The sequence below is a fragment of the uncultured Enterovirga sp. genome, assembly GCF_964242715.1.
Taxonomy (GTDB): domain Bacteria; phylum Pseudomonadota; class Alphaproteobacteria; order Rhizobiales; family Beijerinckiaceae; genus Enterovirga.
In genome coordinates this window covers 44,190-55,826 of record NZ_CAXTAZ010000016.1, presented here as the reverse complement: position 1 = coordinate 55,826, position 11,637 = coordinate 44,190, and the positions used below count along the sequence as shown (strand labels likewise).

Sequence of the window (11,637 nt, the reverse complement as noted above, 5' to 3'; positions counted from 1 at the left end):
CCGTGACGTGGCGCCAATGCGGCGAGCCAGAGGGAGGAGGTCGTGGATGCTGGGAGGTCAGTCGCGGAGACCGGCTGACGACGCTCCGCGGTCAGCCCGAGATTTGGAAGGACACCTTTCCGGTTCCGACCGTGACCAGGAACACTATCGCGAGCGAGATCAACCAGGCGATCACGTTCCAAAGGATGGAAACCCACCACGTGGTGCTCGTTCGGACGACGGAGATGATGTCGTCGCGGGCTCTCTCGACAGCCTCGACACGGGCAGCTTCGCGGATATCCGGCTCGGCGCGGGCCAGGACGGCGGAACTGAAGATCTCGAGCCGCCTCAGCGCACCGTCACGATACTGCTCGACCAAACCCGGCGTCAGGGTCTTGTGATGCTGGCGAAGATGCGTCTCGTCGAGGGCTCCGGAGACGGCCAGATCGCGCTTATCCCGCTTGTAGATGGCGTAGGCGAGGAGGCCGATGATGTCCTCGTCACCGGACGCGTCCGTGCGCACCAGCTTGTCGAAAGCGGTCGAGAACGACCGCTCGTCGCCGGCCGTCATCGCGCGGGTCTCTTCCCCGTCTGGCGCGCCGCCTCGATGAGGACGTCACGGGCGATCCGGACCCTGACATGGCCGTCCGGCCCCATGACGTTGGAGAGCGTCTCACGTTCGCCCCGGGCCGTTCCGGTCCAGGCGGCGGGCCTGGAGCCTTCCCGGGCCGGTTGCAACGTGGCGTGGTCGTCCTGCTTCATTCATCTCCCCAGCTTGGCTACTCTACGATCCTGGCCGCGTCGTACTCACGCTGAGCATCCTGTTTCGGCGTTTCAAAGGCGAGTCCCGAATTGCCCGGTCCCAACCCTTAGAAAAACGCCTGCAGCCCGGTGATCGCGCGGCCGAGGATCAGCGCGTGGACGTCGTGGGTGCCCTCGTAGGTGTTCACCGTCTCGAGGTTCTGGGCGTGCCGCATGACGTGGTACTCGCCCATGATGCCGTTGCCGCCGTGCATGTCGCGAGCCTGCCGGGCGATGTCGAGCGCCTTGCCGCAATTGTTGCGCTTCACGATCGAGATCATCTCGGGCGCCATCCGGCCCTCGTCGAAGAGGCGGCCCACCCGGAGCGAGCCCTGGAGGCCGAGCGCGATCTCGGTCTGCATGTCGGCGAGCTTCTTCTGGACGAGCTGGGTCTGGGCGAGCGGCCGATTGAATTGCCGGCGGTCGAGCGTGTAGCTGCGGGCGCGGTGCCAGCAATCCTCGGCCGCCCCCATGGCGCCCCAGGAGATGCCGTAGCGGGCGCGGTTCAGGCAACCGAACGGCCCCTTCAGGCCGGAGACGTTCGGGAGGAGGTGCTCCTCGCCGACCTCGACGTTGTCCATTACGATCTCGCCCGTGACGGACGCCCGGAGCGAGAGCTTGCCGCCGATCTTCGGGGCGGAGAGACCCTTCATGCCCTTCTCCAGCACGAAGCCGCGGATCTGGTCGCCGTGGGCGGAGGATTTCGCCCAGACCACGAAGACATCCGCGATCGGCGAATTCGAGATCCACATTTTGGCGCCCGAGATGCGATAGCCTGACGCCGTCTTCTCGGCCCGGGTCTTCATCCCGCCTGGATCCGAGCCGGCATCCGGCTCGGTCAACCCGAAACAGCCGACCCATTCGCCGGAGGCGAGCTTCGGCAGGTATTTCTTGCGCTGCGTGTCGTCGCCATAGGCATAGATCGGGTACATGACGAGCGAGGATTGCACGCTCATCATCGAGCGATAGCCGGAATCGACCCGCTCCACCTCGCGGGCGACGAGCCCGTAGGCGACATAACCCGCGTCGGCCCCGCCAAATTCCTCCGGGACCGTGACGCCGAGGAGCCCGAGTTCGCCCATTTCGTTGAAGATCGAGCGGTCGGTGGTTTCGTTCTGATAGGCCTCCACGATCCGGGGCAGGAGCTTTTCCTGTGCGTAGTCGCGGGCCGTGTCTCGGATCATGCGCTCGTCGTCGGAGAGCTGGTCGTCGAGCAGGAAGGGATCTTCCCACTGGAACGCCGCACTCGGCGCCCGCGCCATCGCGGGCTCGTAATTCTGCGCTGCCGTCTCGGCTGCCTGGCTCATCGTTCCCGCCCTCGTGTGTCGGTACACTGCCGGCCGCGCCGGCTCCCGCCCGCCCGACCTCGTCGATTGATCGCCGACCTTATCACCGGGCGAGACCGGCCGCGAGCGGGCCGCGAGGCCGGATCGGTTTTGAATTTCAGCCCTGGTGTGGTAATCATGAGACGTGCCGTCCAATCGCCGGACCGATTGGGCTCCAACCCGGACGAACAGCTCGCAATAGCCTGACTTTCGAGCACCTCGGCGCGGTTTGGCCGAGGGCAGAGGAGGTTTGCCGCTGCCATCCGGGACGAGAGTGGTGAGGGCCGGCGGCCCCCATCCGGTCGTTTTCAGCCCGGGCGCCCGGCCGGGTCATCCCTCACCCGTCTTCGGCGGGTGACAGACGGAAGGCTAGTCTCGCATGACCACCCCGAAGAAGTCAGTCAATCGCCAGGGTTACAAGGTCGGCGAATCCGTCGTCTATCCGGCGCATGGCGTCGGCCGCATCACCGCGATCGAGGAGCAGGAGATCGCTGGGTTCAAGCTCGAGTTGTTCGTCGTATCGTTCGACAAGGACAAGATGGTGCTCCGCGTTCCGACCGCGAAGGCCGGGAGCGTCGGCATGCGCAAGCTCGCCGAGCCGGACGGGATGCAGAAGGCGCTCGACGTGCTGACCGGCCGGGCCCGGATCAAGCGCACCATGTGGTCGCGGCGTGCCCAGGAATACGAGGCCAAGATCAATTCAGGCGACCTCATCGCCGTGGCCGAGGTCGTGCGCGACCTGCACCGGGCCGAGTCCCAGCCCGAGCAGTCGTATAGCGAGCGCCAGCTCTACGAGGCGGCGCTCGACCGCGTCGTGCGCGAACTCGCCCACGTGAACAGGATCACCGACACCGAGGCCACGAAGCTGATCGAGGCCAATCTCGCCAAGTCGCCGAAGCGCGCCAAGACCGGCGAAGGGGAAGCCGACGCGGACCTCCAGGACGAGGCGGCCTGACCGCTCCGATCCGATCGACATGTGACGAAAGCCCGGCCTCGCGCCGGGCTTTTTCGTCATTCATGCGGCGTGATGGCGCCGAGCACGCGCCCGGTCGGCCGAAGGACTAGCTCAGAGGCTTGACCCCGTGCGTCACAATCCAAAGCCCGGCCTCGAGCTGGCCGATTTCTGAGAAGGATGCGCGATTGAAATAGGCTGCGAGTTCTTGCGGCGTCGATGTCTTGCTAATCTGGGCAGGGCGTTGATCCGGGCGAATGGCCCGGTGCTCCTCGAAAAAGGCCCAGCCGCCATCGGACAGCAGGTTGACGTTGTCGACCATCAATCGGCCACCCGGCTTGAGGATACGGTAGGCTTCGCTGACGTAGCCGTATCGGTCCCATTCATCGAGATGCATGAAGACGACTGTGCAATAGACGACATCGACAGACTGGGATGGGATCGGCGCAAGGTCGTATCCGTTGGTCACCACGGCGCGTACGTTGGAAAAGGCGGCGAGACGACGGGTGATATGCGAGACCATATTTTCCGACACGTCAGTCCCGATCCACTCCCGGCAAAGAGGCGCCAGGGCAGCCCCTACACGGCCGACCCCGGCGCCGATCTCGAGGATCACGTCGTCCGGCTTGACGCCCACAGTGGCGCGCAACAGCTCGACCGTCGCGCCGCCAAGCTGTGTATAAAGCTCTTCATCAGTGTAGCCGCTCACGGCAAGTTTAGCCAAGTCCTCCGAGCCTGACACGGAGTTCCAGATCGCCTTGTACTGGTCCCTCGTGAACTTCTCGAGCGGCCTTGGGGCAGAGCGCCCCCGGAGGAGATCAGCCGCAGCTTGGCTGATTTTACCGATAACGCTTGTCATGCCGCTCTCTCTGACATCTCTGCTAACCGAAGCAGCGCCCTCGCCGCAAGATGATCCGAGTGCCACCTTGATACGCTGAGGTCAATTTCGATCCGATTGCGGGGCTCGCGCTGCCTGGCGTGCGGGTCAATCTAGGAGCCCGCTAGGCTCGGGAATTTCTGAAAGGCCGCCTTCACCTCAACGTAGAGCTGAAGGTCGAGTTCAAGCAACATCTCGGCTGGCGGGCACTCTCGCAATTCGTCGCCGAGCCTGCGGCTAACGGGGAGAGGATCAAGGGACGGGAGCGCACCGCGGTCCAGCGACAAGGCGTCCGTCAGAGTGTCGACAAAGAGGTCGGGCTCCGATCGAAGGCCGACCAGATCGAAGTCGGCCAGCACGTCCAGCGCCGCGCTCACCGACGTGGTCTTTACTGCGTCGCTCGGCAACCGAGTCGTCAGCTGCCGGATCAGGGGATTGCCCAGTACCGAGGCCGCTTCCGGCGAGATTGCCTTGAAGGCGCGGTTGATCTGCTTTTCCGTATCGAGAGGAAGATCGCATGCAAAGGCCACGGCCTCCTCGAACAGGAGCGAGTCGCGTTCGCCGAGGATGTTGCCGCCCATCTGCGCGATTTGTCGCAAGACCAGGATTCGCTCCGCGAGTTCCTCGAACGGGTCCCGCATCAGCATGATCTTGTAGAACCCGCTGGCGAGGTATTGCTCAAGCCGCTTGTACTCGATCCGTCCGCTGATGAAGGTCGATTCCGGCGGGCTCATCAGGAACATCTGGCAGTTGGTCTCGAAACCGAAGCGCTCGATGTTTGTGTATTGAAAGCGGAAGCGCTGCTGGAGGGCGCGATCGAGCCTTACCAGCGGAAGGAGCTGCGTCTCGAGGCGAAAGACCTTCCGCTGGATCAGCTTATCGGGGTCGCTGACGCGGCGGTAGATGAGGAGGCCGGTCTCGGCTTCCCTGATGTCGAGATCGTTAATCTGGGAGAGGCCGGGGATCGCCGCCTCGTCGATCTCGAACCCAACGTGTCCGGTCTCGTGCCGGCCCGCTTGGACGAGGCCGGGCCGGAAGTCGCCGGCGGGCATGCGCAGGAGTTCGTCGTTCCCCCGCTGCACAACGATCTCGCCCGTTCCGGAGAAGGTATCCGGAATGAGGTAGCCCGCGATGGTCGGTCCTGTGTCGCGCTCTACGTTGAACAGCATCTGGGGTCCAGGATGTGGGTCGATCCGCGTCGTCCGGTGGACGCGTCTCGGGCGAGCATAAACGGACAACGTCGTTCGGGGACAAGTCCACCCTCGAGGCGCAGGACGGCATGGGGCACCCGGAAGGCGGCGAGGGTTCCCGTCAAGAGCCGCGCTCAGGGCCGGATGGCGGCGCCCCTCCATTCCAAGGCGTGGTCCGACAGGAGCTCGATCTGCGGAGCGCGGCGGATCTCGACGATGCCGCGAACCCGGACGGTGCGCCCCTTCAGCTCGGCCGCGCTCACGCCGCTTCGTTTCATCGCGGCCCAGAGCCGGCGCGGAACGACGACCGCGAAATCGCGCGAGAAGTCGCGACCGAAATTGAGATAGGTCCGGTCCTTGCGCTCGCCCACGCTCACGACCCGGCCCTCGACCACGGCGAAGCGGCCCGATTGCGCCCGGAGCGGCTCCGGATCGCCGGCCGCGAGCGGCAGCGTGCCCATCTTCCACAGCCCGAGACGCCCAGCCCGGGCCCGCCCCTCGGCCGCGAGGAGGGCCGGCTCGCACAAGGTGTCGCGCTCGCCCGCATCCACCAGCGCCCATCCTTCCGAGACCAGGAACGCGGCGAGGTCGTGCCTCGCCGCGCCCTCAACCAGCGCGAGGCTGGCCGGGGCTCGACCCCAGCGATCGGGCGGCCCGATCCTTCGGACCGCGACCTCCTGGCCGGCAAGCGACGCCAGCCAGGATCGCGGGCCAGGGCGCCCGGCCCCTTCGCCCGCAGACGGGTCGATCCGGATATCGGCAAGCCGGACCCGTCCGCCGGAGGCGAGCGCGACCTCGCCCCTGTCCTCGACCCGGAGGATCCGGTCCGTCGCGACCTCGCCCGGGCAAGAGCCTGGCGGGGCGGCGGCCGGGCGATCCTCGGCCAGGGCGTAGGCCGGGCCGAGAAGGGCCAATACGACGAGCCCCCGCCACCCCGCACCCTGCATCCGAGTCCTCCCGCGATTGGTGTCCGGCCGATCCTATGCTAGCAGCGGCCCGAGGTCCCGTAGCTCAGCAGGACAGAGCAGCGGTTTCCTAAACCGAAGGTCGGAAGTTCGAGTCTTCCCGGGATCGCCAACCAGAACGTGACGGCCGCGCGCCTGCCATGGCGCGGGGCGTTCCGAGGCAAGCAGGGCCCCGGACGGAACGGCACCCGCCGCTGGTGCGGCAGCCCTTTGCGATACCATGATCCGCCTCGCCCAGGCGCGATGGAGATGAGCGCGATGTCGACGGCCGTGATCGACTTCCGGAGCGACAACGTCGCGACGGTCAGCCCCGAGATCCTGAAGGCGCTGTCCGAGAGCAATGCCGGGACGGAGGCGTCCTACGGCGCGGACAGCCTGAGCGACCAGCTGGACCGGCGCTTCTCGGAGGTGTTCGAGGGACCGGCGAAGGTGTTTCCGGTCGCGACCGGCACGGCCGCGAACGCACTCGCCCTCTCGGCCTGCGCCCGTCCCTATGGCGGCATCTATTGCCATGCCGACGCCCATATCCACACCTCCGAGGGCGGCGCGACCGAGGCCTTCACGGCCGGCGCGAAGCTGATCCCGCTGCGAGGCCAGGGCTACCGGCTCGCCGCCGACGAACTCGACGCGGCGATCGCCCGGGCCGAGCGCGGCCGCCACCACAAGCCGCAGCCGGACGCGATCTCGGTCACCCAGGCGACGGAGGCCGGAACGGTCTATCGGCTCGACGAGCTCGGCCGGATCGGCGAGATCGCCCGGCGCCACCGGGTCCGCCTCCACATGGACGGGGCCCGCTTCGCGAACGCGGTCGCGACGCTCGGCTGCTCGCCGGCCGAGATGACCTGGCGAGCCGGCGTCGATATCCTGTCCTTCGGCGTCACCAAGAATGGCGGCATGAATGCGGAGGCGATCGTCGTCTTCGACGGCGACCTCGCCGAAGAGCTCGCCTACCGGCTGCGACGGGCCGGGCAGACCTGGTCGAAGATGCGCTTCGCGGCCATCCAGCTCCTCGCCTATGTCGAAGACGACCTGTATCTCCGCTCCGCCCGGCAGGCGAATGCCCTCGCCTCCCGGCTCGGCGCCGGGATCGCCGCGCTGCCCGGCCTGCGGCTGCACGCGCCCGTGGAGGCGAATATCGTCCACGCGATCCTGCCGCTCTCCGCCATCGCGGCCCTGAAAGGCAAGGGCGTGCTGTTCTTCGACCGCGGCGGCGGTCTCGCACGCTTCGTATGCCGCTTCGACGGCAGCGTGGAAGATGTCGACCGCCTGCTCGCGACGATGCAGGCCTGCCTCCCGGCCGAGCCGGACATCGCTCAGGTCGCCTGAGCGACCGGGCCGCGCAGCTCCTAACGCGAGATCTCCATGCTTCCGTCCCGAGACAGCCTCATCATCGGCTTCGCTCATCCGGCCTATCAGATGAAGAGCTGTTTCGACGCCCTCGGCACCGGGATCACCTGTTTTCAGGTCGGCTCGAAACAGGAGCTGGCCGACCGCGCCCACGAGGCCGACGTCATCTCCGTCTCGGGCCTCTGGGATAACGAGCTCCTCCAGAGGGCCGGGAAGCTCCGCTTCATCCAATCGATCAGCGCCGGTACGAACCAGTACGACCGGGAGGCAATCGCGGCGCGCGGGATCCGGCTGGCGAGCGCCCAGGGCGCCAATGCCCGGGCGGTGTCCCAGCATGCCATGGCGCTGGTCCTGGCGATCGCCCGGCGGCTGCCCGAGGCGCACGACAACCAGGTCCGGAAGCTGTGGCGGCCGATGCAGGGCGATTTCGCGCTCCGCGAGGACGAGTTGACGGACAAGACGATGCTGATCGTCGGGCTCGGTACGATCGGCGGCCGGCTCGCCTCGCTGGCCAAGGCCTTCGACATGAAGGTCGTCGGCACGCGCCGGGATCCCGCGGCGGGGGCGAACGGGGCCGATTCCGTCCACGGCATGGGGGACCTCGGCGGGCTGCTGCCCGAGGCCGATTACGTGGTGCTGACCTGCCCGCTCACCTCCGAGACGCAGGACCTGATCGGCCGGGCGGAGCTGGAGCGGATGAAGCCCACCGCCCACCTCGTGAACGTGGCCCGCGGCGGCTGCGTCGTGGAGGCGGATTTGATCGAGGCGCTCCAGTCGGGACGGATCGGGGGAGCGGCGCTCGACACGGTTGTGGACGAGCCCCTGCCGGCCAGCTCGCCTCTCTGGACGTTGCCGAATGTCGTCATCACCTCGCATCTCGCGGGCGAGACGCGGCGCTACGAAGAGAACGTACTCGCGATCCTGATGGACAATCTCGACCGTCTCTGGCGCGGCGAGACCACGCTCCGGAACCAAATCGTCTGAGCTTCGCTAGGTCGCGTCAGGCCTGACTGAGATAGGCCAGCAGGGCGCCGCCCAGGATCATGAGCGCGCTGAGGACGAGGGTGGGCGTGAGCGGTTCGGCGAGGACGAGGTGTCCGAGCAGGATGCCGAAGATCGGCGAGAGCAGCACGAACTGCCCCGCGGTCGCGGCCGGCATGCGGGTCAGGATCTTGGCCCAGGCCAAGAAGGCCAGGATGGTCGGGACGAGCGCGTTGTAGAGGACGATGAGACCGAATTCGGGATCGAGCCGCAGCGGCTGCCCTTCGAACAGGAGAACGCAGAGGCCGGCGAATCCGGCTGCCGTCAGCATCTGCAGGAAGATCTGGCTGCCGAAGGACGAGGTCCAGCGCCGCCTGCGGTAGAGCACGGCGCCGAGCGCCCAGGCCATCGCGCCGACGAGCGTGGCGGCCGATCCGGCCCGGGCGCCAGGCCCGGTCCAATCCATTCCCCATGGTGCGAACAGGACCGCGAGGCCTGAAAAGCCGAGTGCCACGCTTGCGGCCATTCGGGGCGTGACGGCCTCGCGCGACATCAGGAAGGCGAAAAGAAGCGCCCAGATCGGCATCGAATAGGCGATCAGCACCGTCCGGCTCGCGTCGATATGGGTCAGCGCCCAGGTCGTGCATCCTGTCATGATAGCGGCCTGGAGCAGGCCGACGCCCGCCATCGCGGCCCGCTCGCCCGGTACGGGAAGCAGGCCGCGCCAGCCCGCCCGAGCGGCGAGCCAGGCGCCCAGGAAGAGCACCGCGAGCCCGTAGCGCAGGGCATTGAAGGTCCAGGGGCCGTTCGTCGCCACGGCGTGCTTCATGACGACGTAATTGCCGCCCCAGGATGTGATGACGAAGCCGAGGAGCAGAATGGGTGCGAGGGTGGCCCGGAAACCCGGGGCGTCGCTCGCAGGCGCCATCTCAGAGGATGCGGCGCAGGAAGTCGCGGGTGCGGGGCTCGCGCGGCTCGGACAGGAGTTCCCGGGCGGACCCTTCCTCGACAATCGCGCCGTGGTCCAGGAAGAGTATCCGGTCCGCGACCTCGCGGGCAAAGCTCATCTCGTGGGTGACGACGACCATGGTCATGCCCTCGTCGGCGAGGCTCCGCATCACGGCCAGGACCTCGCCCACGAGTTCGGGATCGAGCGCCGAGGTCGGCTCGTCGAAGAGGATCGCCTTCGGCTGCATCGCAAGCGCGCGGGCGATCGCGACGCGCTGCTGCTGGCCGCCGGAAAGCTGCCCAGGATAGGCATCCGCCTTCTCGGCAAGCCCGACCCGGTCGAGCAGCGCGCGCCCTCGCACGAGCGCGTCCGCCTTCGGCTCCCGCTTCACGTAGATCGGTCCCTCCACGACATTCTGGAGCGCGGTGCGGTGCGGAAAAAGGTTGAAGCGCTGGAAGACCATCGACAGGCGGGTCCGGACGGCCGTGATCGACCGCTTCGCCCGGTCGACCGCGATGCCGTCCACCACGATGTGGCCGGCCTGATAGCTTTCGAGGCCGTTGACGCAGCGCAGGATCGTGGACTTGCCGGACCCGGACGGGCCGATGATGCACACGACCTCGCCGATCTGCACGGCCGCGCTCACGCCGCGCACCACCTCGACGCTGCCGAAGCTCTTGCGGACGTCTCGCAGCTCGATCAGCGCCATCGCATCAACGCCGCGCGCTCCGGGCCTCGAGCCGTGAGACGAGGAGGATGAGCGGCAGGCTCATGCACAGGTAGAGAAGCGCGACGAGCGTGAAGACGGTCGTGTTCTGGAAGGTCGAGGAGGCGATCAGCCGGCCCTGGAGGGCGAGCTCCGCGACCGTGATGGTGGAGGCCTGCGAGGAATCCTTCAGCATCATGACCATGATGTTGCCGTAGGGCGGCAGCACGACCTTGAAGGCCTGCGGCAGGAGCACCCGCCGCATGGTGAGCCACCAGCCCATGCCGATCGATTGCGCGGCCTCGACCTGCCCCCGGTCGACCGCCTCGATCCCGGCCCGGAAATTCTCGGACTGGTAGGCCGAATAGGCGATGCCGAGTCCGATGATCGAGGCCTGCACGGCCGAGAGCGAGATGCCGAAATCCGGAAGCACGAAGTAGATGTAGAAGAGCTGGACGATGATCGGGATGCCCCGGATCACGTTCACGAAGACCTTCGCGATCCCGGAGAGGACCGGATTGCCGGACACCCGCATCAGGGCCCAGACGAGGCCGAGCACGGTCGAGAGCACGAAGGAGCCGGCCGTCACGATGACGGTCAGGCGGAGCCCCTGCGCCAGGATCGGCAGGAACTCGACGGATTGCTTGAGGAAACCGTCCACGGCAAAGCGCTTCGGGCCGCCGGCCGGGCGCTACTCCTCGAGCCCCCATTTGACGAGGATCTTCTTGATCGTGCCGTCGGCCTTGAGCTTCGCGAGCGCGACGTTGACGCGCTTCAGGAGATCCGGGTCGGTCTTGCGCGTCCCGATCCCGACGGAGCCCACCACCATGGGCTTGTAGCCCTTGACGAGATGCACCTCGGGAAAGCGGCCCTGCTGCAGGTTGTAGGCGACGATCGGGCCGTCGGCGAAGCCGGCCTTGATCCGCCCGGCATTCACGTCCCGCATGATATCCGGGATGGTGTCGTAGAGCTTCACCTCGGCGAAGAGGCCGCTCTTCTGCAGCGGCTCGACGAAAGCCGTCCCGAGCTGCACGCCGACCACCATACCCTTGAGGTCGGCGAGATCCTTGTAGGCCTTCGTGTCGGTCTTCGGCACGAACAGCCCGTCGCCATAGGTGTAGATCGGCTCGGAGAAGTCGACGACCTGCTTGCGGGCGTCGGTGATGTACATGGCGGCGGCGATGAGATCGATGCGGCTCGAAGTAAGAGACGAGATCAGCGTCGAGAATTGCATCGGCTCGATCTTGACCTCGAAGCCGGCATCCTTGCCGATCGCGGTCACGATATCGACCATCACGCCCTGGATCTGGTTCGAGGCCGTGTCCAGGAACGTGAAGGGGATGCCCGTGGGGGTCGATCCGACCCGCATCGTCTGCTGGGCCGACACGGGCGACAGCGCCAGGGCAAGTCCGGCCAAGGCCAATATGGCGCGTCGGACCAGCATCCACGGAACTCCTCTCAAATCGGGCCGCCATAAGACGTCACAGATTCCGATCCGGCAAGGCAGAACGGCCGGTTCTTGCAGGCCTGGCTGGCGGCACGACCCTGGGCGTGCAAGGGTCGCG

13 protein-coding genes and 1 tRNA gene are annotated in these 11,637 nt (G+C 66.9%); 4 read left to right on the top strand and 10 right to left on the bottom strand.

What is annotated here, in order from left to right; genetic code table 11:
- Positions 1-91: 91 nt before the first annotated feature.
- From ACFE87_RS10340 to ACFE87_RS10330, 3 genes are all read right to left on the bottom strand, one after another.
- A complete protein-coding gene (locus ACFE87_RS10340) occupies positions 92-550 on the bottom strand; it encodes a hypothetical protein (protein WP_375459544.1) in 459 nt (152 codons plus the stop codon).
- Positions 547-741 (bottom strand): hypothetical protein, encoded by a 195-nt coding sequence (locus ACFE87_RS10335; protein ID WP_375459543.1) that lies wholly within the window; start codon positions 739-741, stop codon positions 547-549. The genes ACFE87_RS10340 and ACFE87_RS10335 overlap by 4 nt, the downstream gene beginning before the upstream one ends.
- A 107-nt stretch (positions 742-848) precedes the next feature.
- Positions 849-2,042, bottom strand: coding sequence for an acyl-CoA dehydrogenase (locus ACFE87_RS10330; RefSeq protein WP_375459574.1), 1,194 nt, complete (start codon positions 2,040-2,042; stop codon positions 849-851).
- 442 nt (positions 2,043-2,484) lie between these two features.
- Between ACFE87_RS10330 and ACFE87_RS10325 the strand changes: the two genes are divergently transcribed.
- Positions 2,485-3,060: a CarD family transcriptional regulator gene (locus tag ACFE87_RS10325; RefSeq protein ID WP_375459542.1), complete on the top strand. Its 576-nt coding sequence runs from the start codon at positions 2,485-2,487 to the stop codon at positions 3,058-3,060.
- A 106-nt stretch (positions 3,061-3,166) separates the two neighbouring features.
- On the opposite strand, the gene ACFE87_RS10320 is transcribed toward ACFE87_RS10325, so the two are convergent.
- The 3 genes from ACFE87_RS10320 to ACFE87_RS10310 form a co-directional block, all read right to left on the bottom strand.
- Positions 3,167-3,916 (bottom strand): class I SAM-dependent methyltransferase, encoded by a 750-nt coding sequence (locus tag ACFE87_RS10320; protein ID WP_375459541.1) that lies wholly within the window; start codon positions 3,914-3,916, stop codon positions 3,167-3,169.
- Positions 3,917-4,047: 131 nt separating this feature from the next.
- Complete coding sequence (locus ACFE87_RS10315) at positions 4,048-5,103, bottom strand: hypothetical protein (RefSeq protein WP_375459540.1); 1,056 nt, start codon at positions 5,101-5,103, stop codon at positions 4,048-4,050.
- Positions 5,104-5,258: 155 nt separating this feature from the next.
- The gene (locus ACFE87_RS10310) at positions 5,259-6,071 is read right to left on the bottom strand and encodes a thermonuclease family protein (protein ID WP_375459539.1); all 813 of its coding nucleotides are present in this window, start codon (positions 6,069-6,071) and stop codon (positions 5,259-5,261) included.
- Between the two features lie 53 nt (positions 6,072-6,124).
- Between ACFE87_RS10310 and ACFE87_RS10305 the strand changes: the two genes are divergently transcribed.
- The 3 genes from ACFE87_RS10305 (at position 6,125) to ACFE87_RS10295 (ending at position 8,420) form a co-directional block, all read left to right on the top strand.
- Positions 6,125-6,201, top strand: a tRNA-Arg gene (locus tag ACFE87_RS10305).
- Positions 6,202-6,338: 137 nt separating this feature from the next.
- The gene (locus ACFE87_RS10300; protein ID WP_375459538.1) at positions 6,339-7,415 is read left to right on the top strand and encodes a threonine aldolase family protein; all 1,077 of its coding nucleotides are present in this window, start codon (positions 6,339-6,341) and stop codon (positions 7,413-7,415) included.
- Positions 7,416-7,451: 36 nt separating this feature from the next.
- Positions 7,452-8,420: a D-2-hydroxyacid dehydrogenase gene (locus ACFE87_RS10295; protein WP_375459537.1), complete on the top strand. Its 969-nt coding sequence runs from the start codon at positions 7,452-7,454 to the stop codon at positions 8,418-8,420.
- A 16-nt stretch (positions 8,421-8,436) separates the two neighbouring features.
- On the opposite strand, the gene ACFE87_RS10290 is transcribed toward ACFE87_RS10295, so the two are convergent.
- From ACFE87_RS10290 to ACFE87_RS10275, 4 genes are read right to left on the bottom strand one after another with little or no spacing between them, the layout of a single operon-like run.
- Entirely contained in the window at positions 8,437-9,345 is a 909-nt protein-coding gene (locus tag ACFE87_RS10290; protein WP_375459536.1) for a DMT family transporter, read from the bottom strand.
- Position 9,346: 1 nt separating this feature from the next.
- A complete protein-coding gene (locus ACFE87_RS10285; RefSeq protein ID WP_375459573.1) occupies positions 9,347-10,069 on the bottom strand; it encodes an amino acid ABC transporter ATP-binding protein in 723 nt (240 codons plus the stop codon).
- Between the two features lie 10 nt (positions 10,070-10,079).
- Entirely contained in the window at positions 10,080-10,733 is a 654-nt protein-coding gene (locus ACFE87_RS10280; protein WP_375459535.1) for an amino acid ABC transporter permease, read from the bottom strand.
- A gap of 30 nt (positions 10,734-10,763) precedes the next feature.
- Positions 10,764-11,516 carry a substrate-binding periplasmic protein gene (locus ACFE87_RS10275; RefSeq protein ID WP_375459534.1) on the bottom strand — a complete coding sequence of 251 codons (753 nt, stop codon included), beginning with the start codon at positions 11,514-11,516 and terminating at the stop codon, positions 10,764-10,766.
- Positions 11,517-11,637: the final 121 nt, after the last annotated feature.

What these genes read in the sequence shown, in the direction of transcription:
- ACFE87_RS10320 (WP_375459541.1), bottom strand. Translation starts at nt 3,916, where the DNA reads ATGACAAGCGTTATCGGTAAAATCAGCCAAGCTGCGGCTGATCTCCTC.
- ACFE87_RS10330 (WP_375459574.1), bottom strand. Translation starts at nt 2,042, where the DNA reads ATGGCGCGGGCGCCGAGTGCGGCGTTCCAGTGGGAAGATCCCTTCCTG.
- ACFE87_RS10325 (WP_375459542.1), top strand. Translation starts at nt 2,485, where the DNA reads ATGACCACCCCGAAGAAGTCAGTCAATCGCCAGGGTTACAAGGTCGGC.
- ACFE87_RS10335 (WP_375459543.1), bottom strand. Translation starts at nt 741, where the DNA reads ATGAAGCAGGACGACCACGCCACGTTGCAACCGGCCCGGGAAGGCTCC.
- ACFE87_RS10290 (WP_375459536.1), bottom strand. Translation starts at nt 9,345, where the DNA reads ATGGCGCCTGCGAGCGACGCCCCGGGTTTCCGGGCCACCCTCGCACCC.
- ACFE87_RS10275 (WP_375459534.1), bottom strand. Translation starts at nt 11,516, where the DNA reads ATGCTGGTCCGACGCGCCATATTGGCCTTGGCCGGACTTGCCCTGGCG.
- ACFE87_RS10300 (WP_375459538.1), top strand. Translation starts at nt 6,339, where the DNA reads ATGAGCGCGATGTCGACGGCCGTGATCGACTTCCGGAGCGACAACGTC.
- ACFE87_RS10340 (WP_375459544.1), bottom strand. Translation starts at nt 550, where the DNA reads ATGACGGCCGGCGACGAGCGGTCGTTCTCGACCGCTTTCGACAAGCTG.
- ACFE87_RS10295 (WP_375459537.1), top strand. Translation starts at nt 7,452, where the DNA reads ATGCTTCCGTCCCGAGACAGCCTCATCATCGGCTTCGCTCATCCGGCC.
- ACFE87_RS10310 (WP_375459539.1), bottom strand. Translation starts at nt 6,071, where the DNA reads ATGCAGGGTGCGGGGTGGCGGGGGCTCGTCGTATTGGCCCTTCTCGGC.
- ACFE87_RS10315 (WP_375459540.1), bottom strand. Translation starts at nt 5,103, where the DNA reads ATGCTGTTCAACGTAGAGCGCGACACAGGACCGACCATCGCGGGCTAC.